Origin of the sequence: Campylobacter suis (assembly GCF_905120475.1) — a bacterium.
Lineage (GTDB): Bacteria > Campylobacterota > Campylobacteria > Campylobacterales > Campylobacteraceae > Campylobacter_A > Campylobacter_A suis.
Map to the genome: position 1 here is coordinate 605,828 of NZ_CAJHOE010000001.1, position 24,247 is coordinate 630,074.

Annotated in this window: 25 protein-coding genes and 1 pseudogene; 15 read left to right on the forward strand and 11 right to left on the reverse strand. The window is 37.5% G+C overall.

The genetic code is table 11. The annotated features are described in order from the left end of the window. Nucleotides 1-34: 34 nt before the first annotated feature. Nucleotides 35-1,255, forward strand: a complete 1,221-nt coding sequence (locus LQV35_RS03130) for a radical SAM protein (RefSeq protein ID WP_230056409.1) — start codon at nucleotides 35-37, stop codon at nucleotides 1,253-1,255. Next, nucleotides 1,252-1,764, forward strand: coding sequence for a flavodoxin family protein (locus LQV35_RS03135; RefSeq protein WP_230056410.1), 513 nt, complete (start codon nucleotides 1,252-1,254; stop codon nucleotides 1,762-1,764). Before LQV35_RS03130 ends, LQV35_RS03135 begins: the two co-directional genes overlap by 4 nt. Before the next feature lie 113 nt (nucleotides 1,765-1,877). Here LQV35_RS03135 and prx-suh read toward each other — a convergent pair whose 3' ends face one another. Then, nucleotides 1,878-2,405: a thiol peroxidase Prx-SUH gene (gene prx-suh, locus LQV35_RS03140; RefSeq protein WP_230056411.1), complete on the reverse strand. Its 528-nt coding sequence runs from the start codon at nucleotides 2,403-2,405 to the stop codon at nucleotides 1,878-1,880. A gap of 396 nt (nucleotides 2,406-2,801) precedes the next feature. Here prx-suh and LQV35_RS09160 point away from each other — a divergent pair, with 396 nt between their 5' ends. Further along, nucleotides 2,802-5,099 carry a molybdopterin oxidoreductase family protein gene (locus LQV35_RS09160; RefSeq protein WP_418884435.1) on the forward strand — a complete coding sequence of 766 codons (2,298 nt, stop codon included), beginning with the start codon at nucleotides 2,802-2,804 and terminating at the stop codon, nucleotides 5,097-5,099. 48 nt (nucleotides 5,100-5,147) lie between these two features. Here the strand turns inward: LQV35_RS09160 and LQV35_RS03155 are convergent, their stop codons facing one another. The 6 genes from LQV35_RS03155 to LQV35_RS03180 form a co-directional block, all read right to left on the reverse strand. Further along, the gene (locus LQV35_RS03155) at nucleotides 5,148-5,675 is read right to left on the reverse strand and encodes a DUF1523 family protein (protein WP_230056412.1); all 528 of its coding nucleotides are present in this window, start codon (nucleotides 5,673-5,675) and stop codon (nucleotides 5,148-5,150) included. 18 nt (nucleotides 5,676-5,693) lie between these two features. After that, nucleotides 5,694-6,539: a sulfur carrier protein ThiS adenylyltransferase ThiF gene (gene thiF / locus LQV35_RS03160; protein ID WP_230056413.1), complete on the reverse strand. Its 846-nt coding sequence runs from the start codon at nucleotides 6,537-6,539 to the stop codon at nucleotides 5,694-5,696. 87 nt (nucleotides 6,540-6,626) lie between these two features. Next, a complete protein-coding gene (locus LQV35_RS03165) occupies nucleotides 6,627-7,796 on the reverse strand; it encodes a pyridoxal phosphate-dependent aminotransferase (protein WP_230056414.1) in 1,170 nt (389 codons plus the stop codon). A 107-nt stretch (nucleotides 7,797-7,903) separates the two neighbouring features. Next, nucleotides 7,904-9,736, reverse strand: coding sequence for a biosynthetic arginine decarboxylase (gene speA / locus LQV35_RS03170; protein WP_230056415.1), 1,833 nt, complete (start codon nucleotides 9,734-9,736; stop codon nucleotides 7,904-7,906). After that, on the reverse strand, nucleotides 9,733-10,962 hold the full coding sequence (gene hisS, locus LQV35_RS03175; protein ID WP_230056416.1) for a histidine--tRNA ligase: 1,230 nt from the start codon (nucleotides 10,960-10,962) through the stop codon (nucleotides 9,733-9,735). The genes speA and hisS overlap by 4 nt, the downstream gene beginning before the upstream one ends. Nucleotides 10,963-11,027: 65 nt before the next feature. Then, nucleotides 11,028-13,580 carry a YhdP family protein gene (locus tag LQV35_RS03180; protein WP_230056740.1) on the reverse strand — a complete coding sequence of 851 codons (2,553 nt, stop codon included), beginning with the start codon at nucleotides 13,578-13,580 and terminating at the stop codon, nucleotides 11,028-11,030. Between LQV35_RS03180 and mltG the strand changes: the two genes are divergently transcribed. From mltG to LQV35_RS03210, 6 genes and pseudogenes are all read left to right on the forward strand, one after another. Further along, nucleotides 13,522-14,490, forward strand: coding sequence for an endolytic transglycosylase MltG (gene mltG, locus LQV35_RS03185; protein WP_230056417.1), 969 nt, complete (start codon nucleotides 13,522-13,524; stop codon nucleotides 14,488-14,490). The two genes, LQV35_RS03180 and mltG, sit on opposite strands and share 59 nt — an antisense overlap. 67 nt (nucleotides 14,491-14,557) lie before the next feature. Beyond that, nucleotides 14,558-15,439: a lactate/malate family dehydrogenase gene (locus LQV35_RS03190; protein ID WP_230056418.1), complete on the forward strand. Its 882-nt coding sequence runs from the start codon at nucleotides 14,558-14,560 to the stop codon at nucleotides 15,437-15,439. A gap of 16 nt (nucleotides 15,440-15,455) precedes the next feature. Beyond that, a complete protein-coding gene (locus LQV35_RS03195) occupies nucleotides 15,456-15,764 on the forward strand; it encodes a 4Fe-4S binding protein (protein WP_230056419.1) in 309 nt (102 codons plus the stop codon). Then, nucleotides 15,761-16,891, forward strand: a pseudogene (locus tag LQV35_RS03200) (2-oxoglutarate synthase subunit alpha). Before LQV35_RS03195 ends, LQV35_RS03200 begins: the two are co-directional and overlap by 4 nt. After that, nucleotides 16,881-17,723: a 2-oxoglutarate ferredoxin oxidoreductase subunit beta gene (locus tag LQV35_RS03205; protein WP_230056420.1), complete on the forward strand. Its 843-nt coding sequence runs from the start codon at nucleotides 16,881-16,883 to the stop codon at nucleotides 17,721-17,723. Before LQV35_RS03200 ends, LQV35_RS03205 begins: the two are co-directional and overlap by 11 nt. Beyond that, nucleotides 17,720-18,271, forward strand: a complete 552-nt coding sequence (locus LQV35_RS03210; RefSeq protein WP_230056421.1) for a 2-oxoacid:acceptor oxidoreductase family protein — start codon at nucleotides 17,720-17,722, stop codon at nucleotides 18,269-18,271. The genes LQV35_RS03205 and LQV35_RS03210 overlap by 4 nt, the downstream gene beginning before the upstream one ends. 99 nt (nucleotides 18,272-18,370) lie before the next feature. On the opposite strand, the gene LQV35_RS03215 is transcribed toward LQV35_RS03210, so the two are convergent. The 4 genes from LQV35_RS03215 to LQV35_RS03230 are packed head-to-tail and all read right to left on the reverse strand — an operon-like array spanning nucleotide 18,371 to nucleotide 21,149. After that, nucleotides 18,371-18,592 carry a hypothetical protein gene (locus tag LQV35_RS03215; RefSeq protein ID WP_230056422.1) on the reverse strand — a complete coding sequence of 74 codons (222 nt, stop codon included), beginning with the start codon at nucleotides 18,590-18,592 and terminating at the stop codon, nucleotides 18,371-18,373. Then, on the reverse strand, nucleotides 18,589-18,963 hold the full coding sequence (fliS, locus tag LQV35_RS03220) for a flagellar export chaperone FliS (RefSeq protein ID WP_230056423.1): 375 nt from the start codon (nucleotides 18,961-18,963) through the stop codon (nucleotides 18,589-18,591). The genes LQV35_RS03215 and fliS overlap by 4 nt, the downstream gene beginning before the upstream one ends. A gap of 8 nt (nucleotides 18,964-18,971) precedes the next feature. Next, a complete protein-coding gene (fliD, locus tag LQV35_RS03225; RefSeq protein ID WP_230056424.1) occupies nucleotides 18,972-20,783 on the reverse strand; it encodes a flagellar filament capping protein FliD in 1,812 nt (603 codons plus the stop codon). Next, a complete protein-coding gene (locus LQV35_RS03230) occupies nucleotides 20,784-21,149 on the reverse strand; it encodes a flagellar protein FlaG (protein ID WP_230056425.1) in 366 nt (121 codons plus the stop codon). A gap of 110 nt (nucleotides 21,150-21,259) precedes the next feature. On the opposite strand from LQV35_RS03230, the gene LQV35_RS03235 reads away from it, so the two are divergent. The 6 genes from LQV35_RS03235 to LQV35_RS03260 all read left to right on the forward strand — a co-directional run bounded on the left by LQV35_RS03235 (nucleotide 21,260) and on the right by LQV35_RS03260 (nucleotide 24,244). Next, a complete protein-coding gene (locus LQV35_RS03235; protein ID WP_230056426.1) occupies nucleotides 21,260-21,589 on the forward strand; it encodes an ornithine carbamoyltransferase in 330 nt (109 codons plus the stop codon). Then, entirely contained in the window at nucleotides 21,586-22,149 is a 564-nt protein-coding gene (locus LQV35_RS03240) for an RsmD family RNA methyltransferase (protein WP_230056427.1), read from the forward strand. Before LQV35_RS03235 ends, LQV35_RS03240 begins: the two co-directional genes overlap by 4 nt. A 66-nt stretch (nucleotides 22,150-22,215) precedes the next feature. Next, on the forward strand, nucleotides 22,216-23,259 hold the full coding sequence (locus LQV35_RS03245) for a flagellar basal body P-ring protein FlgI (RefSeq protein WP_418884443.1): 1,044 nt from the start codon (nucleotides 22,216-22,218) through the stop codon (nucleotides 23,257-23,259). Beyond that, nucleotides 23,259-23,561 carry a rod-binding protein gene (locus LQV35_RS03250; protein ID WP_230056429.1) on the forward strand — a complete coding sequence of 101 codons (303 nt, stop codon included), beginning with the start codon at nucleotides 23,259-23,261 and terminating at the stop codon, nucleotides 23,559-23,561. Before LQV35_RS03245 ends, LQV35_RS03250 begins: the two co-directional genes overlap by 1 nt. Before the next feature lie 53 nt (nucleotides 23,562-23,614). After that, nucleotides 23,615-23,812, forward strand: a complete 198-nt coding sequence (locus tag LQV35_RS03255; protein ID WP_230056430.1) for a flagellar biosynthesis anti-sigma factor FlgM — start codon at nucleotides 23,615-23,617, stop codon at nucleotides 23,810-23,812. 15 nt (nucleotides 23,813-23,827) lie between these two features. Beyond that, nucleotides 23,828-24,244 carry a flagellar export chaperone FlgN gene (locus LQV35_RS03260; RefSeq protein WP_230056431.1) on the forward strand — a complete coding sequence of 139 codons (417 nt, stop codon included), beginning with the start codon at nucleotides 23,828-23,830 and terminating at the stop codon, nucleotides 24,242-24,244. Nucleotides 24,245-24,247 lie beyond the last annotated feature (3 nt).

Sequence of the window (24,247 nt, forward strand, 5' to 3'; positions counted from 1 at the left end):
GAGGAGGAGGAACTAAAATGAAAGGCATAAAAACATGTTTTCTAAACGGATAAAAGGTCACCATAGTGGTCATCCCAAGCGTGCAAAGATGGCAAAACAAAAGGATTTGTTTGAGTTTTTAGACACGCAAACTCCTACCCACAAAGATGGCGCGATATATTTTCATGTGCCATTTTGCGACAATATCTGCTCATTTTGCTCGATGAACCGCACAAAGCTTGATGATGAGCTTGATGAATACACCGAGTTTTTGCTTGCAGAGATAAAAAGATATAGTGAGTTTAACTATATAAAGCAAAAAGAGTTTAGTTCTATTTACTTTGGCGGAGGTACGCCAACTACGCTAAAAGAAAAACATCTTGAACGCGTGATAACGGCGATAAAAGAGGGTTTTGTTCTTTCAAAAGATGTCGAGTTTAGCTTTGAAAGCACACTACATAATCTAAATTTATCCAAGCTTCGCCTAATGCAAGAACTTGGCGTAAATCGATACAGCATAGGTATACAAACATTTAGCGAAGCTGGCAGAAAGCTACTAAACCGTGCTCATAGCCAAGCCTCAGCGATAGAGCATTTGGCGAAGTTAAGGGCAGAATTTGATGGTATGCTTTGTGCAGATATCATCTATAACTATCCAAAACAAAGTGATGATGAGTTAAAATTTGATGCTGCAACGCTAAAACAAATAGGCGTTGATAGCGTGAGTTTTTACTCGCTTCAGTTTTTAGATGGTTCTGAGTTTAGCAAGAATCACGATACGAGTTATTATGAGCTTGAACGAGATAAAAAGTTGCACCATTTGTTTGTCAATGAAATGCTTGATGGCTCGCACGAAATGCTTGAACTAACTAAAATTTCAAAAATAGGGCGCGATGTTTATAGGTATATCCGCCTTTCTCATGCTGGTGCAGACATTTTGCCGCTTGGCATAGGCTCTGGTGGAAAGGTCGGGGATTTTGGTATATTTAATATGAAAAAAGGCGTGCAGATGCTTGGAATTTTACCGCCAAGCGAGCAAAACTATAAGAAATTTATAGCATTTTTTCAGTATCATGTACTAAAATTTAATGACATAAAGTCTTTTATAGGTGATGAGTGTTTTTCTGAACTTTTGCAGACATTTAAGCAATGGCAAGACTGGGGATTGTTAAATTTAAACGAAAGTGGCTATGAGCTTACTTTGGATGGAATTTTTTGGGGAAATACAATGGCTGATGAGATAACAAAAATAACACAAAAGGAATTTGACAGATGAAAAAGATCGTGATTTACTCTTCTCAAACGGGAAATACCAAAAAGGTTGGCGAGGCGATAGCTGATGAGCTTGGTTGTGAAGCGGTTAGCTTTGAGAGTCAAAAGGCACAAAATTTAAGCGAATTTGATTTTATAGCCGTGGGGTATTATATCGATAAAGGCGGTCCTGATAGCAAATTTAAAAGATTTATAAAAGAAAATATCAAAGATAAAAGAGTAGGGCTTTTTATAACTCTTGGTGCTGAGCCAGATGGCGAACATGGCGCTCATATGCTAAATGGAGGCAAGGTTTTGCTTGAAGAAAATGGTTGCGAGGTTTTGCGAGAGTTTATATGTCAAGGAGCCATATCTGATGAAGTTATGCAGCAAATGAGAGAGATGGTGGAAAAGATGGGTGATAAGGCTATGCATCAGATAACGCCTGAGCGTTTGGCAAGATGGGAGGCTGCAAAGTCGCACCCAGATGAAAATGACTTAGCAAATGCAAGAAAAGCTTTTGCTGGAATTTAAATGAAAGCTAGATAAAATACATAAAATTTTATGTATTTTTAAATTTGGTTTTTTTGTAAAAGCCCCAAAATGGGGCTTGAAGTTTGTTTGCACCGCAAACCTAAATTTTAGTGTCAGCTACCGCAGCATGTTGTGCTGGCTTCGTTTGCCGCACTTAGAGCAGCCTCATAGTTTGGCTCATCTGTTATCTCATCACAAATTTCCTTGTAAATGATGACCCCATTTGCATCTATAACGAAAATTGCACGGCATGTAAGCCCAGCAAGTGCGCCATCTGCTAATAAAACGCCATATGCGTTAGCAAATTCCTTAGCCCTAAAGTCGCTACCTGTTTTTAGGTTTTTAATGCCCTCGGTTGTGCAAAATCTCCCCATAGCAAAAGGCAGATCCATTGAAACTACGACCACTTCAGTATTTGCAAGTGCTGCAGCATGCTCGTTAAATTTCCTAGCCTCACTAGCGCAAACACCAGTATCAAGCGATGGAACCACGACCACAACTTGCACTTTACCTTGTTGTCCGCCGATTTGAATATCCGAAAGGTCTTGTGCCACAACATTTACAACAGGAGCACTTTGACCCTTGCTAAGGGCATTGCCAGTTAGAGTGACTGGCGAGCCTTTAAAATTTACAGATGCCATTTTTATCCTTTATTTGAAGTAAAATGTGATTATATTTAAAAAGGATAAACGAACTCTTAATTGTATAAAATTTTATAGAAAAATAAAATTTTTTGGCTATTTTATTAATAAAAATATATAGTTTATATATTTTAGCAAATAAGCTACTTTTAATTAAAATAAATTTATTTAAAATATAAAATCAATAGTTATAATATAATGTAAATTTATCGTTATGCTTTATTTTAGCTATTTTAGATAAAATTTTTTACTTTTTTATGTATTTATATAAAAATATACTTATATTATAAAAATAGTTTAAATATTTAATATATTTTATTTTTTATTAAGTTTTATTATGCAAAAATTGCAGAGTAATAAATATGCAAAGTTTGCATAAATTAAGAAGGAGAAAAAATGGGAGTAAATGCTAAGACTGGCAAAGTCATTTGTCCGTACTGTGGGACTGGCTGTCAGGTCGAGCTTCATGTTGAAGATAATGTGATACGCTCAGCCACAGGCATTGATGACAACCCAGTAAATGAGGGCAATCTCTGTCTTAAAGGCTTTTATGGCTGGGACTATGTCGGTGCGCCAGATCGTCTGACAACACCTATGATACGCAAGAAAAATGGCGTTTTTAGCAAAGATGGTTCACTTGAGCCAGCTAGCTGGGATGAAGCGTTAGATCTTGTTGTTGCAAAGATGAAAGAGGTTAAAGAAAAATACGGACCAGACGCACTTGTGGGAAATTTCTCGGCGCGCTGTACTCTTGAGGATAACTATGTAGCGCAAAAGATCATGCGCGCAGTTATAGGGACTAATAATGTAGATCACTGTGCTAGAATTTGACACGCTCCAACTGTGGCAGGTCTTGCCAAAACAATTGGTAATGGAGCAGCAACAAATAGCTTCACAGAGATAGGACCGCATAGTAATTGTATCCTGATGATAGGCTCAAATCCAGAAAATGGACACCCAATAGCCGCTATGCACATACAACGGGCATTAAATCGTGGCGCAAAACTCATAGTAATCGACCCGATAAAAACAGAATTTGCTAGCCGTGCAGATGTGCATTTACAACTTGCGCCAGAGCATAATATCGCTGTGATAAATGCATTAATACATGTCTTATTTGAAGAGGATTTGATAAACTGGGAATTTGTAAATGCGCACACAAAAGGTGTTGAGTATGTTCGTGAGGTGGTTAAAGACTACTCTCCAGAGACTGTTAGTAAGTATGCAAATTTAAATCCAGAAGACATAAGAAAAGCTGCGCGAATGTATGCGACTATCCGCCCAGCCGTTATCACTCACGGTATGGGGGTGACACATTTTAACCACGGAGTTGGTGCGGTTTGTGATATATCAAATTTGTTTTTATTGACAGGAAATGTTGGAGAGCTTGGTAGTGGCGACTTGCCTATAAGGGGTCAAGAAAATGTCCAAGGGTGCTGTGATATGGGCGTTTTACCTAATATCTTCTCAAATTTAGGCTCAGTCACAGACCCTGAGCAAAGGGCTTGGTTTGAGAAAGTTTGGCATTTAGAGCCTGGGTTTTTAAGTGGCAAGATAGGACTTCATAAGACCGAAGTTCCAGATGCTATACTTGATGGAAGGATTCACTTTTTCTGGACGATGGGTGAAAATCCAGTTATGACTGACCCAAACACAAATCACTTTTTAAAAGCTATCTCAAAAATTGATATGTATGTCTGCCAAGATATATTTTTGACTGAAACTTCGCTTAAGGCTGATGTTGTTTTGCCAGGTGTTGCAAGTAGTGAAAAGGAGGGTTTGTACGCAAATGCCGAACGCCGTGTTCAGCATAACGAAGCGGTCATAACTCCTCCAGGAGACGCACGCCAAGACTGGTGGATAATCTGCGAGATAGCAAGAAGACTAGGTGCAAAAGAGGGCTTTAACTTTAAATCCCCTGAAGAAATTTGGGAGGAAGAGAGAAAATGCGATCCCAGAAGATACGGTGGCATGAGCTATTATCGTATCAAAAAACATCACGGACTTCACTGGCCTTGTCCTAATGAAGATGATATGGGTGGACAAAGCTTGTATCTTGATAAGAAATTTTTCACACCAGATGGCAAAGGTAAGCTGATACCGTGCTTGCATGTAGGAAGCTTAGCTGAGATAGAGCCCGCAAAAGAAGAGTTTAGAAAACGGATAAATTTGCCAGACGATTGGGAGGTAATGGCTGGAAGCGTAGATGAGCCAACGGATGAGAACTATCCGATACAGCTTTTAACGACCAGAAAGGTCTATCAATACGCTGGGGGCATAATGACACGCCGCTCAAAGGCTATTGAAAATGGCGGAGATAGTATCGGTCCTATCGCTGAGATGCACCCAAATTTGACTAAAAGATATGGTATAAAGCATGGAGAATTTATCAAGGCGTGGAGCAGATACGGCTATATCGTCATTAAGGCAGATATCACAGATGTAGTGCCTGATGGCATTATCCAGATGACCTACCACTACTGGGAAAGCTGCTGTAATGAGCTTACTAGTAATGGCTGGGATTTGATAGCTAAGACTCCCACTTTTAAGGCTGCGATTCAGATTAAGCGTATCGAAGAGGATGAGTTTTTACGCATTAGGGCTGAAAAACGGATAAAATTTCAAACCGATAAGGTTATATTTGATGATTATCATCATCATCCTTGCACTGGCGATGCGCCAGTTGTGCATTAAATTCATTGTGCGAGTTGCAAAACAGCACTCGCACTTTTATCTTATAAATTAAACTGCTTGTCTAAATTTTCGCTTTACTAAAACAACACATGAGATAAATGAAACAAGCGTTAAAAAGTAAAGTATGTAGCTTACTATCGGATGAGAGGCGTTGTTTGCGTTTTCTAGTTTTTTAACTGAGATAGCGTTAAAAAACTCATCAAAAACAGGTATGCGCCAACCATAGTATTTCACTTCCACAAGTGCCTTTTCTTCAGCAAATGCAGTTGCTCTAGCCTGTAAGTCAGCAGAGTTAAATTTCATATAAAATGGAAAGCCCCAGCGGGTATCTTCGTTGCGAAAAGATAGGACTTTTTCGCTATCTGGAAATTTTGTATATAAAAAATAAACATCACGCACTACGCCGTTTGCCGTGCGTTGTTTGTTTATAAAGCCATCCTTATCCATGCGTTTAACTTCAGTGCCTACGATGGTTAGCGTCTTGTAGCTTGGGAGTGCAAAATTTATAATAGCCACGGTTATTAGATGTGCCATTAAGATAATACTAATCGCAGCGTTTTTAAATATATTTTTCATTATTTTTCCTTTGTCTTTTTAAGCTTCAAGTCCCATAAGCAGGCGAAGTGCTAGGTTTGCTTGATGATTTGCGCAAATAGCAACTCGTGGCGCCATAAGCCCTTGACCTATGCGAGCTTCGTTTTTAAGATCGCCGCATACATGGACATTTTTAGCAAATTTCATTGTTTTTATGATATTTGAACTATGAAGACCAGCCATGCCAGAAGCAGTGATGATCTGTTTACTTGCTAAGCTTGCGCTAGCTTCATTTAAGAACATTGTTTTGCCCACAACATTATCAAATGCCTCACATATTATAGAGCAAGGGGCAAAAATTTCAGCTACATTTTTGGCGTCTAGATAAACATCGTGAGTTATAACTTCTACAAATGGATTAACTTGAGAGATAAGCTCTTTTGTTGCTTCTATTTTTTTCATACCGATATGGTTGACAAAGTATTGCTGGCGATTTAGATTGCTTGGCTCAACCACATCAAAATCAGCCAAAATGAGCCTAGATACTCCAACGCGAGCAAGACTAAGAGCGATATTTGATCCAAGTCCTCCAAGTCCTGCAATACCTATCGTAGCAGAATTTAAAGCGGCATTTAGCTCGGGAGAATTTCTAGCCTCTATCATGGCTTTTAAAATTTCTCTTTCTGGCATTACGCCACGCTTTATAAGAGTTATCTTATCGTTATCTTTTAGCTCTTGTTGTTCTTTTATCGCAAAGCCATTGAGTATAAAAATATCCGCATCCGCTAAGTCATGTTTTTGTATAAAGGCTGAAATTTCACTACCTTGTGTAAAAAATTCAGCCCTAAGTTCTGTTGTGTCGCTTGCTTTTGTGCTAAAAGTAAAGCCATTTATGCTTATTTGCATCTTTTTCCTTTAAAATTTTAATACATTTTATCAAGAAAGATTAAACTAAATTTTAAGGAGCAAGCCTTTTTATGTCTTAAAAACTGCCTATCTTTGATAGTTTTTAACAAATTCACTAATGCGTGCGATACCCTTTTTTATGCTCTCAAGATCAGTTGCAAAGCTTAGTCTAAAGTAGCCGCCCATACCAAAGCCAACCCCTGGAACACAGGCTACTTTACCATCTTCTAGTAGTTTTTGGCAAAATTTCATATCATCAGGCTCAACTGCTTTGCAATTTACAAAAAGATAAAAAGCCCCATCTGGCTTAATAACGCTAAGTCCCGGGATGTCGTTTATAAGTCTTACTGCCTCGTCTCTGCGTTTTTTATATTCGCCGTTCATATCGGCGATGTCAGCTTCAGTTTCCCCAAGTAGTGCTGGTATAGCTCCTGCTTGAACGAGTGAGCAGATATTGCTTACACTTTGGCTTTGTAGGCTTTTCATGGCGGTATTTAGTTCATCCATAACGCTTGCTGTATAGCCAAAACGCCAGCCTGGCATAGCCCCACATTTGCTAAGTCCGTTTATGGTGACCGTTCGTTTAAATGCATCTTCGCTAACACTTGCAAATGCTATAAACTCGCCATCAAAGACAAGTTTTTCATAAATTTCATCACTTATAACCATGATATTTGTTCCCTCTAAAACCTTGGCGATAGCCTCTAGTTCGGCTCTTGTATAGATCGCGCCGGTAGGGTTTGATGGGTAGTTTAGGCTTAAAATTTTAGTTTTTGAAGATATAGCGTTTTTTAGTTGTTGTGGCGTTAGTTTGAAGCCATTTTCTTCGCTAGTTTCGATAAATACGGGCTTTCCGCCACAGTATTTTACTATCTCTGGATATGTTACCCAGTAAGGTGCTGGTATGATGACTTCATCTTCGTTATCAATAAGAGCTGAAAAGATGTTAAAAAGAGAGTGTTTTCCGCCAACATTTGTGATGATCTGAGTAGTTTTATACTCTAAGCCGTTATCTCGCTTTAGTTTTGTAGCGATAGCATTTAAAACCTCTGGCGTGCCTGGCACTGGTGTGTATTTGCCACAACCTTTATCAAGTGCGGCTTTAACTGCATCTTTAATCGCTTTTGGCGTATCAAAGTCAGGCTCTCCTGCACTAAAGCTTATTACATCTATGCCAGCAGCTTTCATCTCTTTGGCTTTTGAGCTAATGGCGATAGTTATAGACTCGCTTAGGCTCTGAACTCTTTTTGATAGCATCTTATCTCCTTTAAAATTTTTTGAATCTTATACTAATGTGGCTAAAATTCAGGGCAGATTAGCTAAATTTGCCCTGAAAATTTTTGTAGATGTTTCGATATGTAAAACTATTGGATAGTTTTTAGGTAGCTGTTATCATTTAAAAAGAGATAAAGTTCACCTAGAATTTGCTTTTTTTGTGTTTCGTTAATAAGTTTTGACTTTTCTAATCTCTCATTTAGCGTATCTTGTATCGCATAGACATCATAATCCATATCTTCCATTATATCAAGTATACTCTGACTTTCAAGAAGGTGCGAAATTTCAAAGCCACTTTGAGTCATCTTTATGGTTGCTTCTGTTGGATGTGTAAAGAGATTATGCTTCATACCAAGCACCTCTTGATACGCTCCAACTAAGAAAAATCCAAGGAAATACTCCTCTTTTTCAACATCAACATCGTGTAAAAGTAGAGGGTTTTTCTCATCATTATAAGAGATCTCGCCATCGCTATCGCATGTGATGTCCCATATTGAAGCAGGCAAAGTAGGGCGGATATCTAAGCGATCAAGCGGCATAATCGGAAAGTCTTGCTGCAATCCCCAAAAGTCAGGTAAGCTTTGAAACATAGAGAAATTTACAAGATAGCGCTCTTGTACATCTTTTTGGATTTTACTTAGGTCTATGTTGCTTTTATTGCCTAACAAATTTACAGCTTTTTTGCTAATAAGACTGCATAAAACTTCGGCATTTGAGCGATCTTGAAGATCAACATATCCAAGGTCAAAGAGTGTTAAAACGCTCTCCATGTGGTGTATACTGTCGTGTAGATACTCAAGAGCATTGCTTGGTTTTATAGAGCTATAAAGGTCATTTAGCTCGGTTATAAGTTGTGGATTTTTCTTTTTTAAATTTAACTTTTCTTCGGTGTAGTCCTGAGAGAAGAGCTCTAACACGGGAGCAACTAAAAGTGCGTGAGAGGCAGCGATAAAGCGTCCACTTTCTGTAAATATATCAGGCTCTAGCTCACCTTTTTGCTCTGCGATAGTTTTTAGTAGATACACAACATCATTTGCGTATTCGCTTAGTGTGTAGTTTCTGCTTGTAGTTTGCTTAAACTGCGAATACTCAATCGCAAGCCCTCCACCTAAATTTATGGCTTTTAGATTTGTAGCACCCATTTTCCTAAGCTCAGCATAGATGTTTCCAGCTTCACTGAGTGCCTTTTTTAGGGTGTGAATTTCGGTTATTTGAGAGCCGATGTGAAAGTGTATCATAGTAAAATGATCTAGTAAATTTGCTTTTTTAAGCATATTAACAGCTTCTATCAGTTCAGTTGAGGTTAATCCAAATTTTGAGTGTATGCCACCACTTTTTGCCCAAAACCCAGAGCCTGAAGAGTGCAAGCGGATACGAAGACCTATGTTTGGCTTTGGCTTAAAGCGCTCTTTGCTGGTTGCTACTATGGCTTCAAGTTCGTTTAGACCCTCGATCGTTAAAGTTATGTTATGTCCCATCTCAGCTGCGATAAAGCCGATATTTATCATCTCTTTATCCTTAAAGCCGTTTACGGTTATAGGAGCGCTTTCATTATTAAATGCCATAGCGAGCAAAAGCTCAGCCTTGCTTCCAGCCTCAAGACCGTAGTTATGGGGCTTTCCAAGCTCTACAAGGTTTTTTACAAAACCTGGGTATTGATTGACTTTTAAAGGATAGACGGCATTAAAATTTCCCTTATAACCAAACTCTTTTCTAGCCTTATTAAAGCTTGAGTAAAGCTGTTCTATTTGCTTTTGTATCATGTGTGGAAATCGCAGTAAAAGCGGACCTCGGTACCCATCATCGCGAATTTGTTTTACTATATCGATAATGGCTGGACGGCTAGGCACATTTACGCAAACCTTGCCATTTTCTATCACGAAATTTGAATTACCCCATATGTTAAGACCATAGTCGTTCATATTTTAAGCTCCTTTTCAAGCTCGTTGATTTTTATGTTTTTTTCAGTTTTATCTATCAAATTTTTATAAAAGACTTCACCGTTTTTGTGCTCATTTTCACCCACGCAAAGGAAAATTTCACAGTTTTTATTATCAGCTACTTGCATGTGTTTTGCAATTTTTTTGGCTTCATAAGAGATCTCAATCTTAAAATTTTTACGCAACTTTATACCAAGCCCAAAGATAAAATCTAAATTTTGACTATCTAACGCACAAAGATAAGCTCCATTTCGCTCACTTTTATGCTCTTTTAAAATTTCCATTATTCTTTCAATACCCATCGCAAAGCCAACACCATAGCTTGCCTTGCCGCCTAGGTATTCAACTAGGCGATCATACCTACCACCACCAGCGATGGCACTTTGGCTACCTATCTCATCACTTACAAACTCAAACGCCGTTTTGCAGTAATAATCAAGCCCACGCACAAGCTTAGTGTCTATTTCGTAATTTATGCTGTTTGCTGTTAAAATTTCTTGGAGTTTTTTAAACTCAGCTGCAGCTTCATCGCTCAGGCTTTCTATCATCACTGGTGCATTTTGATAAATTTCTTGACATTTTTTCTCTTTGCAGTCAAGCACACGGATAGGATTTAGCTCTTTTCTTCTCTTGCAATCTTCACAAATTTCATTCTCATGCAAGCTTAGAAAATTAAGTAAACTTTCCCTAAATTTAGGCATACTTTGACTATCGCTAAGTGAGTTTATCTTTAGCTTATATCTTATATTTAGACGGTTAAAAATTTCAGCAAGCATAAGTATTACGCTCGCATCTTCAAGCACGCTAGCCACTCCAAAACTCTCTACACCAAACTGATGAAATTCTCGCAAACGCCCTTTTTGTGGACGCTCGTATCTAAACATAGAGCCGTGATAAAAATATCTATAAATGCCACCAGCCCTATCTTGTTTGCTCTCTATAAAAGCCCTGACAACACCAGCTGTGCCTTCTGGGCGCAGACAAACATCATTATCACCTTTATCAATAAACTGATACATCTCTTTACCGACTATATCACTACTCTCTCCGACACTTCGTTTAAAAAGTGTAGTTTGTTCCAAATGCGGGGTTTTGATAAGTGAAAATCCATAGTTTCTTGCGACATCTTCACAGGTTTTTACGATATATTCATAAAGTGCGCTGTCGTTTGGCATTATATCTTTCATGCCTCGTAGTGTTGTTATCATGAAACTTCCTTTGAACTAAAAGGCTGATTTTATCAAATTTTTGTGAAATTTAGGTTTAAGCCAGCCTATTCAAATATCAAAAATGGCGCTTGCAAGATGTTTCTTATTATCTTAAATGGCGCGAGTAGCGTATCGGTTAGTACTTGTGAACTGTACTCTGGTTTTTCGGTAGTTCCGCGAAGTTTTATAAGAGTGCTTAATTTGCGCTCTTTCCCAAGTAAAATTTGATTTACTATCGGGATATTTTCGATAATAGAGCTTGCGTCTTTTAGAAATTCAATTTGTAAGTCAACATCTATATCTTTTGTTTTTAAATTTATCGTGCCGGCACCTAAAATATCGGCACTTGTGCCATGAATTTCAATCGCTATAAATTTTAAAATATCACCATTTTTTTCAAGTAAAATTTTACCATTTTTAGCCGAAAATCCCTTTTGGTTAAAGTCAGGTGTTTTTAGTGAAAGTAGCGATGGGATCGAGTTTATAAAAGTTAAAAGCTGCTGATAAAAGATGTAGTCTTTAAAGTATGTATCATAAAAGCGAATTTCGCCTTTTAAAGCCTCTTTTGTCCCCGTGACCTTTAGCTTAAATTTACCTCCTTCAAATGTCTCGCTTCCAAAGAGTTGATTGACGAATTTGCCGTCTATGTCGCGTGCTTCTATAGTTATCTCATCTTTATTTTTGCTTAAATTTATACGCCCGCCATAGGCATTTGAACCTAGTTTTATAAAGTCTTGTTTTGCCCAAACTTGATACTCTTTAAGTTCTAGCGTGCGGTTAAAGTCCTCTAAAATGATGTTTGAGTTTTTAGCTTGTAGGTTTGCGTTTATATCGCCAAGAGAGTCAGTTAGGCTTGAGTTATCATCATCGCTACTTGCTTTTATTAAAACATCAAGGTTATTTACCCCAAGTTTAACCTCTTTTTCATCTGCGATCTCAAAATTTAAATGCCCACTTTTTGTGTTGCCTTTTATTAAATTTTCTTTTACATCGATATTAAATGTGTCAATGTTGTAAATTTTTCCATCTTTTTTGTAAAATGGCAGATCAAAAGTCGCCTCTTTTGCTATGATGTCAAAGTTTTCAAAGTCACTTGTTTGGATATTTATACTCTCAAAGCCATTTATGCTTAGTTTTGAAAGTAGTGCGGAGTGGGCTATGAGCGCTTTGTTTGTTACATTTATCTTATTTTTAGAGCCAAAACTTAGCTCAAGACCTAGATTTGCAAATGTTAAAAGGGTGTTTTTGCCACTATAATCAAGCACGGCGGTTAAATTTTCATCTTTTAATGATAAAATTTCACCTATACTAAGCTCTTTTAGCCTGCCGCTTATATCCCCTTTGCTTTTTAAAAGATCTATATCAACGCTTGCGTCAGAGTTAAAGAAATTTAAACCAAAATCTTTTGCTTTTATTGCTAATTTATCAGTGTTTTTAAGCTCTATATTTGCACTTTTTGCGCTAAATGGAGCGTCTGCTATGTCTATTTTTGCATCGCTCACATCAAATTTACCATTTGCAACTACATTTAAGTCATTAAAGGTGATATTTAGATCAAGATTTGCCCTTGTTTTACCACTTTTTTGCTCTACTGGAACGGAAATTTTATAGGCTTTTAAGATGTCGTTTATAGACTTGTCATAGATTGAATTTGTTTTTATGTTTATAAAAATTCCCGCCTTTTTCTCATCAAAAAGCTCATAAATATGCAAACTTGAGCCATCAAGTTTTTTGCCGCTATAAGTTGGTTTATTTAGACTAAAGTCAAGGCGAGAATTTTCAAGGGTAATGTTTGCGTCTTCGACATTTATATCTTTTAGGCTTTTATCAAGTGAAATTTGTAAGTTTTGTGCTTGTGCCTCTCCTTTTAGCTCGTTTAAGTAAGGCTGTGCTGTTGCGATATTTATGCGACCATTAAGCTCTTTTATGTGATAGTTCTGTGCTTTTATGTAGCCATATATCCAGCTTGAAACTTCTTTATCAAGTCCAGTTTTTTTAGTTATCTCTTGCATAAAATTTTTAAGTGAAGTAGCGTTTGCGTCATAAATTTTGTACTTTAAGTCATCCTTTATCAAAGCAAGGTCGATGCCTCCAGCTATTTCGTGCGTTTTAAACTTTCCACTAAAAGCATACTTTTTATCTTTTAAATTTGCACTTGCGTTGCCAAAAATGCTTAGATTAAAGTCTTTGAAATTTAGGTTGTTTATGTTGATTTTCTCAGTATTTTTATCGATCATTTCAAGTATTTTTATATCAACTGTAATGTGTGGGCTATCTATAAAAAATGTATCATCTTTGTATAGAATTTGTAAGCTCATATCGCCTATATTTACATCCGTTAGTGAAATTTCTTGAAAGATCTTATCTAACCAGATGGCATTTTGTGAAAGTTTATAAAACTCAGAGCCCGAGGTGTGAGTATCTTGTGCTTTTAGTTTTGGTAGAGTGATGTTTTGTGCGGTAAAAATTATTTTTTTATCAAGTTTTATGTATAATTGCTCTAGTTTTAGTCCAGCAAGCTCAAAACTGTCTATTTTAATACCAATTTTTAGGATAACAATGAATGAAAGAACAAAAACTAGCAAAATTTTTAGTAAATTTATAGCTATTTTTACCATCACAGAGCTCTTCCTTATTTGCGCTATTAGCGTTGTTTTTTACCTTTCTCGCCCAGTTTATACTTCTAAAGTTGTCTTTATACCAAAGGGGAGTGTGAGCGAAATTATATCTTATTTAGCTAATCGCAACTTTAATGTCAGCTCGCTTGATAAATTTCTAGTGCGTTTTTTTGGCATGCCGCAGTCTGGCTGGATACAAATGAATGCAAATGAGCTAAGCAGGGGAGAGTTTTTAGAGCGTTTAACTCGCACAAAAGCTGCAATGAACGAGATAACATTGATACCTGGTGAGACACAGATAGTGTTTTTAAATGAAGTGGCACAAAAATTTGGACTTGACGCAAAACGCCTAAACGATGAAGTCCTAGCGCTTTCTCCGCTACCTGATGGCTTTTTGGTGCCAAATACATACAAAATACCTCTTGGAATTTCAGAGCGACACTTAGCTTACTATCTTGTAAATGCTTCAAAGAAGGCACAAGAGGAGATTAGCAAGAAAATTTTTGGCGAGTATAATGAGCGCAAATGGTTTAAAATTCTTTCCGTTGCTGCCGTCATACAAAAAGAAGCAGCAAATGAAGCTGAGATGCCACTTGTTGCTTCAGTTATCTATAACCGCCTAAATAAAGGTATGCGTTTGCAGATGGACGGCACGCTAAACTATGGAATTTACTCGCATATGGCAGTTACGCCTGAGCGCATAAGAAACGACACAAGTGAGTTTAATACATACTTAAACAGCGGAGTTCCGCCGACACCTATTTGTGCTGTATCCATAGCAGCCATAAAGGCAGCAGTCGCGCCAGCTAAAAGCGAATATCTTTACTTCGTCCTTGATAAAAAGAGTAAAAAACATCGTTTTTCAAAAACTCTAAACGAACACAACGCAAATATAAATTCTCAAAAATAAGATGAGTTTAAAAACTTTGTAATAAAAAAAGTGCTAAATTTATGGGATTTTGATAAAAGGAACAAAGATGAAAATTTCTGTTATCGGTGCTGGAAATGTTGGTGCAAGCACAGCTTACGCACTTGCTATGCGTGGAGTTTGCGATGAGCTTGCGATGGTTGATATATTTGGCACGACAGCCCAGTCAAAAGCTATGGACATAGCTCAAAGCGTTCATGTTTTTAACAAAAACCTAAAGGTACTTGGCGGAGATGATTATGCATTGATTGCTAATAGCGATATTGTAGTAATGACTGCTGGAAGTCCAAGAAAACCAGGACAAACTCGTGAGGATTTGCTACTTATAAATGCAAAAGTGCTTGATATGGCTGTTAAAAATATCGTAAAATACGCTCCAAACGCCTTTATCGTAGTAGTTACAAACCCTCTTGATGTAATGGTTTATCTTGCTTATGAGTTTAGCGGTTTTGCAAAAAATAGAATAATAGGCATGGCTGGTGAGCTTGATAGTGCTAGGTTAAATTATGAAATTTCGACGCTAAAAGGCGAGTTTTGCTCATCTAGCAAAGTGGTGGGCGCGCACAATGACAAGATGATAATTTCTAAAAATTATTTGAGTACAAATTTAAACGACGATGAGCTTGCCCATATAGACAGTCAGACTAGAAATGGTGGAGCAAAGTTTGTAAATCTAGTAGGCACTTCAGCATTTTATGCTCCAGCTGCAGGAGCTGTAAAAATTTGTGAAGCTATAAAAAATGATACAAATGAGCTTCAAAGCGTAAGTATAGTGCTTGATGGTTTTGCTTGTGGAAGGCTTGCAAAGATCGGCAAAAATGGAGTCGGAGAGGTTAGTGAGTTTAACCTAACGGATAAAGAAAATGAATCACTTAAGGCCAGTGAGGTTGAAATAGTGCAAAATATAAAATTTATCAAAGAAAATTTGTAAAAAAGAAAGAATTTAGATGATAATACGCGATGATGTAGCGGTTTGGGTAGATGAGAGCAGATGTAAGGCGTGCGATGTGTGCGTTAGTAACTGCCCAGCTGGCGTGCTTGGTATGCGGCTTGAGGCTAGTACTGTGCTTGGAAAGATGATAGAGGTTGTACATCCTGATGCCTGTATTGGGTGTAGGGATTGTGAGTTGCATTGTCCTGACTTTGCAATATATGTCGCTCAAAAAGGCTTTAAATTTGCAAAACTTACGCCAGAAGCAAAAGAGAGAGCTTTGGCTGTTCGAGCAAATAAATTTCAAAAATTGGAGAGCCTATGAGAGAGCTTATAACTACTGGAAATGAGCTTGTTGCAAGGGCGGCTATTGAGTGCGGATGTAAATTTTTTGGCGGTTATCCTATAACCCCAAGCAGTGAGATAGCTCATGAGTTAAGCTCTCTTTTGCCTGCAAATGGCGGAACTTTCATACAGATGGAAGACGAGATAGCTGGTATATGTGTTGCTCTTGGTGCGTCAATGAGTGGTACAAAGGCTATGACAGCCAGTTCTGGACCTGGGATCTCACTAAAGGCTGAGCAGATAGGTTACTCTTTTATCGCTGAAATTCCACTTGTTATAGTAAATGTCATGCGTGGTGGACCATCCACTGGACTTCCTACAAGGGTGGCGCAGGGCGATGTTTTGCAAGCAAAAAACCCAACCCACGGCGATGTAAATATGATAGTGCTTGCGCCATCAAGCTTAACTGAGTGCTACACCATGACGGTTCATGCTTTTAATATGGCTGAGCGTTTTATGACGCCAGTTATGTTGCTACTTGATGAGACTATAGGACACATGCAAGCAAGGGTTAAGATACCTGAAATTTCAGAACTAACTATTATCTCAAGAAAAAGCTTTGATGGTGATGTTAGTCAATATCAACCATATGCGGTAAAACATAATGAGCCAGCCGTGCTAAATCCATTTTTTAAAGGCTATCGCTATCATGTTACTGGACTTCATCACGGCGAAAGAGGCTTTCCGACTGAAGATGGCGATATAGTTGCATATAACATGAAAAGACTATTTGATAAGATAGACAGCTATACAAATGATATAGAAAAATTTGAAGAGTTTATGCTAGATGATGCCGAAATCTGCATAATAGCCTATGGAGGCGTCGCTCTTTCAGCAAGATAAGCTGTGCTAAATTTACGCCAAAAAGGGGTAAAGGTAGGGCTGTTTAAACCTATATCATTGTTTCCAATGTGCGTTAGTGAGCTTTATAAAATAGCAAAGAAATTTCAAAAACTACTCATCTGTGAGCTAAATTTGGGACAATACGCTGGTGAAGTCGTAAAAGTAACAGCAAGAAATGATTTTTGCACACTTTTTAAAGTAAATGGCAGACCTATAAGTCCAGCTGAGATTGAGAAAAAACTAGGAGAGTGCTATGGCGTTTGATTATGATAAGTATCTAAGAACGGATAAGATGCCTACACTTTGGTGCTGGGGCTGTGGCGATGGTGTTGTTCTAAAAAGCGTGGTACGAGCCATAGATGAGCTTGGTTGGGATATGAATGATGTTTGTGTGGTGAGCGGTATAGGCTGTAGCGGGCGCTTTTCAAGCTATATAAACTGCAACACTGTTCACACTACGCATGGGCGAGCGACAGCATATGCAACTGGCATAAAACTGGCAAATCCAGACAAAAAAGTCATCGTCATTACTGGCGATGGCGATGGTCTTGCCATAGGTACCAGCTACACTTTGCACGCTGCACGCAGAAATATAGGCATAAAGCATATCTTAATAAACAACTTCATCTACGGTCTTACAAATTCTCAAACAAGCCCGACAACGCCAAGGGGTTTTTGGACTGCGACAGCTGAGTATGGCAATATCGATCCAAGTTTTGATACCTGTAAGCTTTTAATGGGGGCAGGAGCTAGCTTTGTAGCAAGACAGAGTGTGCTTGAGCCAACAAAGCTTACAAGACTTTTAAAAGATGGTTTTGAGCACGATGGTTATGCATTTTTTGATGTTTTTTCAAACTGCCATATAAATTTGGGTCGTAAAAACAAAATGGGCGAAGCTGTAAAAAATCTTGAATGGATAGGCTCAAGAATTTTAGACAAGACTAAATTTGAAGCACTTGATGAGGGCGATAAAGAGGATAAATTCCCGCTAGGAGTGCTTCATAAAGATGAACGAACCGAATACACAAAAGCATATGCAAAGGTAATAGCCAAAATGCGCGATGGGGTGGATATAAATTTTAAGGAGCTAGCGTGAAAAGTGAGCTTAGATTTGTTGGAGTTGGCGGGCAGGGCGTTATTTTAGCTGGCGAAATTCTGGCAGCCGCAAAGATAGAGAGTGGAGGATATGGAGTAAAAGCATCTACCTACACTTCACAAGTGCGCGGTGGTCCAACTAAGGTTGATATTATCCTTGATGAGAGTGAAATTTTATATCCCTATGCAAACGAAGGTCATATAGACTTTATGCTTGCTACGGCACAAAAAAGTTATGATGCTTTTAAAGATGGCGTGAAAGATGGGGGTATTATAGTTATTGAGCCAAATTTAGTTAAGGCGAGCCAAGAGGATAAAAATAGATGGAAAATTTATGAGATCCCTATCATCTCTATTGCAAAAGATGAAGTTGGAAATGTCATAACTCAAAGTGTCGTTGCGCTTGGTGTTGCTGTTGCAATGAGTGGCTGCATAGATGAACATGTCGTGCGTGCCAGTATGCTTTCTCATGTGCCAGAAAAGGTGGCTGTAGCAAATGACAAAGCCTATGCTCTTGGACTAAAGTACGCAAGAGAGCTTTTGGGGTAATAAAATCGATTAAAATTTTGAGTTTTAAAAAGTTCAAAATTTTAATTTATACGGTAAAGTTGCGTTTTAAATTTAAATAATTTGAATAAAAGCTAGGTTTTATGAGTTCATATATCTTTTAATGTTATTAACCTTGGCTATCTCGCCTTCTATATGCTTACTTTTTGTTTTTAAAATTTCAATCGCTGATGCCGTTAGAGCTTGTGCCTCTACTGCGTCTTGAGATGAAAATTTTTGCTCGTTAAAACTTGCGACAAGCCTTTTTATTGCATCAAAATCTTCATTTATGATAGCAAGCTTAAAGTCATCTAGCCACTTCATTGGGCTGTGCTCTCTCTCCATGCTTCTGAAAGCTGCTTGACTACATTTGTAACTTCATTTAGAGCGGCTATATCGTCTTTTATGTTTGCTTGAACTAAAAGCTCAATCTGCCTAGTGTATAGCCCACTAAGATAGTGAGCTATATTTCCTTGTGAGTAATCAAGTGAATTTAAAAGCTCAACAAATATAGCATTTGCTTTATTGATATTGTAGACCTTTTTTTCGATATCACCAGCCTCTATAGCCTTTTTTGTACGAAAAATAAATCTCAAAATACCATCATATAACATCTCAATAAGTTTAGTCGGAGACTCTATGCCTCCGACACTTGACTGTGCATATGCTGCGTATGCTGTATTGTTTATGCCCATTTTATCCCTTAGTCTTTACTTTTTAATTCCGCATCTATCATAGCTTTTAGCGTTGCGAATTGATTTTCAAGCTCAGCTATCTGTGCATCGTACTTACTCCAAGTATCGCGCATAGATTGATATTTTTCATCTAGTGTTGTCTGAGCCTTTTCTTTTTCTTTTTCTAATTTTTTGTTCTCTTCTACTAAATTTGAACTATAAAGCGTAAGTGAGCCTTTTTCTCCAGTAAGTTTATCAACTTGTTCAGTTAATTTTGTAAATAAACCCTCTGTTGTCGTGCTTCTTGCATTTACAGTTTGTTCGCTCATACCAAAATTTGCTAGGACATTATTTTTGCCTTTTATTTCAATGTCTGCACCATCGCTTATTTTTAGTATTATCCTTGTTTCATCTGGACTCAAACTAGCATTAAGACCTAAAACTCCAGCGCTATTTATGGCTTTTAAAAGTGCCAACGCATTATCTTTTGCGCTTGAGCCAGCGCTTGTTTCTTCAAGTTTTATCGTTTGACCATTTATAACCAAGTCTCCCGCTTCAAGTTTTAGAGCACCATCTTTAACAGCACTTGTTCCCATGTAGGTTATAGTCTCAATAGTTGTGGCACCCATGAAAAATTTTCTAACATCTTCTGCATCAGCTGAAAGTTTAGCTGAAAACTGAGATGCGTCAAACTCAAGTTTGCCTTTTTCGTTCATTGTTACGCCATACTGATCTATACTCTTGCCTTCGTCGTTTTGACCTGTTAAAATTCTATTAAGCGTTTGTCTTATAGATGTTATCTCGTTTATGCCTTGCAAATATCCAGACTGACCAGTTTCGCTATCATAGCTTGTAGCCTTGTCTAAGTTTTCTGTTAGAAGGTTGTACTGCTCTACCATCTCTTGTACAAATTTACCAAGGTCGGCTGTATCTTGAGTAACATTAAAGCTTGATTTGCCAACTTCATTTAGTGTTATTGATATACCAGAACGCAAGTCATCAAATTTATTTGTCGTTCTAGTTATCTCAAGACCGTTGTAGTTAAATTTTGCATCTTGTGCTGTTGTAAGCCTATTTTTTTCAAGATTTGATGTCATTTTTGGTGTGCCATCTTCGTTTGTTAAGAGATCGCCTTTTTCATCTTTGTCTTGAAATTGCGTACTATCTAGACCTATTTTAGCTAGTGAGTCGCCAGTTTTTTGTGTAAGGGTAAAAGACTGATCTGCGCCAGTGCTTGCTGATTGGATAACCATCTGATAGCCATTTCCTACATTTATCATCCTAGCTTGCACATCAGCACCTGCACGCTCATTTATCATATCTGCTAGATCTTGATATGTTGTCGAAGCTTTAACATCTATAGAGTGTTTAACCCCGCGTATCTCTATCTCAAAGCTTGAGTCTTCGGTTACGCCTATAAGTTCAGATGCGCTTGCAAATTTATTTGTTTTAAAACTATCTCTTTGTGCTAGCTGTGTGACATCTAGTGAAAGATCTTGTACGCTTACACCAGAAGCAACAGTGATACTAGCACTTGTTCCAGTAGAGCTTACCGCTCTTTTTGCATAGTTTGACTCATCAGTTAGTTTAGAAAATGATGAATTTACATTATTAAGCAAAGTGATAACAGCATTAACATCCTCTTTGATGTCGGTATTTTTCTCAATCTTTCTAGTCATTGGATTTACTTGAGCTGCTTCGTCTGCTGCCTTTAGTTTATTAAGTAAATCATCACTAAGCTTGTTGCTACTACCTAGACCAAGCGTTCCGTATTTTGATGTGTTTGCACTCGTTGTTGTCGGTGTACTAGCACTTGAAGTGCTTGATGAAACCTCTGCCATTTAACTCTCCTTGTCAAAAAGCATACCGATGCTTTCCTTAAAATACTTTGATATCCTTAACGCCTCTTTTGTTGGAAGCTCTCTTATAATATCACCTGTGTTTGCCTCTCTAACTTGCACAACCATAACTTTATCAGACATATTAAAGCTGAATCTTATATTTGTATCAAGCTGTTCCATCTGAAAATTCAACTTCTCAGTCATATCTTCAAGTTTTAGTTTTGCCTCTTCTTGAGAAAGTCCGCTAAACTCATCTACTTCCACTTTTGCAGATGCTCTAGCTCTCTCAACCTCTCTAGTGTGTGAGTTAAAAGCAGCCGTATCTACAACTGGCTGGCTAAGAATTGAATTGCTTGAAATTTCCATTTTTTCACTCCTTGAAAAACCTTTACATGGGTATATCGTTCTTTTTTTGAAAAACTTTATAGTATTTTATAATTTTTTTGCTAAAATTATGCAAATTTAAAAGGAAAGTTATGAAAATTTCGTTTGAATGCGAGTGCATTATGCTTCAAAAGTCGCTTTTGCTTTTTTGTAAAGAATTTATCTCACCACACAAAGAGTGTGATTTTGTCGTATCTGATACTCAAGTAAGCTCTCAAAAACCAGTTTTTTTGATAGGTTCACACATAAATTTACCATTTTCAAAACAAAATTTACTAAATGCGCTTGAGGAGTTTTATTCTGCTATTCAGATAAAGCAACCAAATTTTCAGATAAAGGGCGAAAATTTTGAGGCAAAGCTTGATGTATTGTTGGCAAATTTTAAAAATGACCTGATAGCTCTTGTAAAGGCTGAGAGTTGAGACTTTTTGCTACTATCTCGACCGGAAAATTTAAAGGCAAAAAGATAGAACTCCCAAGTTTAAAAACAACAAGAAGCACAAAAAGTATCGTAAAGGGTTCATTTTTTGATACGGTGCGTGATGAGCTTTATGGTAAGGTTTTTATCGAGGGGTTTGGAGGAAGTGCTTTAATGGCGTGCGAGGCGTTTAGTAACGGCGCAAAGAATGCCATTGCTATAGAGATAGATAAAGATGCCTTTAAGCTTACATCAAAAAATATGGCTAGTATCGATAAAAATTTAAAAGCCATACATGGCGATAGTTTTGCACTTTTACCAGCTATCATCGCATCCGCAAGTGAGCCAGTCATGCTCTATCTTGATCCGCCATTTGATATCAGAAATGGCTTTGGTGATATTTATAAAAAGACGGTAAAAATGGTAGAAAGTCTAGATGAGAGTAAAATTTTCATGATAATTTTTGAGCACTCATCCCAGATAAAATTTGATGAGAAAATTTCTAATTTTACTATGTTTAAATCAAAAAAATTCGGTGCAACTACACTAAGTTACTACTCATAATCAAAATTTGGAATAATTTTTGCTTATATATCGCAGTTAAATCCAAAAAGGACTGTGATGAAGAAAATTCTAGCAACGATATTTTTCATACTTCTTGCACAAAATTCTTTTGCGACACAGATAAAGGACATTGCAAGTGTCATAGGTGTGCGCGAAAACCAACTTATAGGCTATGGTTTAGTTGTGGGGTTAAATGGCACTGGCGATGGCTCAACATCAGAATTTACAATACAAGCTTTATCGAATATGCTTCAAACCGTAAATGTCAAGGTAAATCCAGATGATATAAAGTCAAAAAATACAGCAGCCGTTATAGTTACAGCCACTTTGCCACCATTTGCAAGACATGGCGATAAACTTAATGTAACGATCTCGTCTATCGGAGATGCCAAAAGTCTTCAAGGTGGAACACTACTCATGACACCTTTAAAGGCTGTTGATGGAGATATTTACGCGCTTGCGCAAGGTTCAGTTAGCATCGGAGGTAAAAATGTTGGTCGTGGCGGGAATAACCATGTAACAGCTGGAAATATACTTGGTGGAGCGCTTGTTGAGCGTGAGGTGGCTTATGACTTTGCAACACTGCAAAGTGTAAATTTAAGTCTAAAAACTTCAAGCTTTAAGACTGCTAACCAGCTTCAAGAGACAATAAACGCAAATTTAGGAGATGAGATAGCCTTGGCTATAGATGCTCGTACGGTTGTACTTAGACGACCAGATGATGTAAATTTGATTGAGCTTATGAGCCGTATTTTAGAGCTTGATATAGACTATAAGGCTGATGATAAGATAGTTATAGACGAGCGAACTGGTACGATAGTTAGTGGTATAAATGTAAGCGTTGATCCAGTTGTTTTAACGCATGGCAATATAACGATAAAGATAGAGCCAAATTCTTATGAAAATTTAGCCGATAATGACATTGATTTACAAGATGGAGCGGCCATTAGCGCGCCAGCAAATCTTATAAAAATAAAAGATGAAAAAACAACCATAGCAAGCGTAGCTAGAGCTTTAAGTAAGCTTGGTGCAAGCCCTAGTGATATCATAGCTATCATAGAAAATTTAAAGCGTGTAGGCGCGATACATGTTGATGTGGAGATTTTATAATGAAGATAGATAATACTATGGCATTAAACTCATACTCAAATTTGCGGACAAAAAAGCTTACTCAGCCCACTCAAGAGAGCCAAGATAAGCTTTTGCGTGAGCAAACAGATGCGTTTGAGGCATTTATGGTAAAGCAAATTTTAGATATTGCACTAAAAGAGGATGAAAAAAACTCACTTTTCCCAAAAACAGCAGGTTCTGATATATATAAATCAATGTACAATGACACGATGAGTGGCGCTTTGAGTGGAAATTTGGGATTTAGTGATATTTTGTACGATTTTTTAAAGCAAAGGGGTTAAGAAATTTCAATTTATGCCGATATGTTGGGTGAGAAATCATATAAAGGTTTAAAATGATAAGTTCTTTAGGTATAAATCAAGGTCTTCAAACAGGACTGATAAACAAATCAACAGATGTCAAAAAAACTTCTGATGTTAGCCAGAGTGAAAAAAGTGACAAGGTGGCACAAATTTCTGAGGCGATAGCAAATGGAAGCTATAAGATAGACATTAGTAAAACAGCAAGGGCGATAGCACAAACTCTTGCTTAAAATGGTAAGGTGAAGATGTTAAAACAATATATAAATGATGCCATAGGCACGCTCGATGGGCTTATAAAAACTACCGAGCAAGATATAGAAAATATAAAGCAAGCCAAACACACAGCGGTTGATGAGAGCGTAAAAACAAAAAATGCTCTTATTAGAAAATTTGAGGATACAAAAAGGGCTTTAGATAAAGAGCTTGTGCGTCTTTCAAAGATTGATGGTGGACAAAATTTGGCTGATGTTTTGGACGATGAAGTCAAGTCTAAATTAGTGCTTATGCGTGAAAAGCTAGAAACTCTAAATGTAAAAAATAGAGAGTACGCTAGACATGTTGTTTTGGTAAAAGACTTTTTTGATTCGCTTGCAAAGGAAATTTTTAAGCCTCAAGATGGGGAGTATTCAAGCGAAACAAACACATATAAAACAAGGGTTTAAATA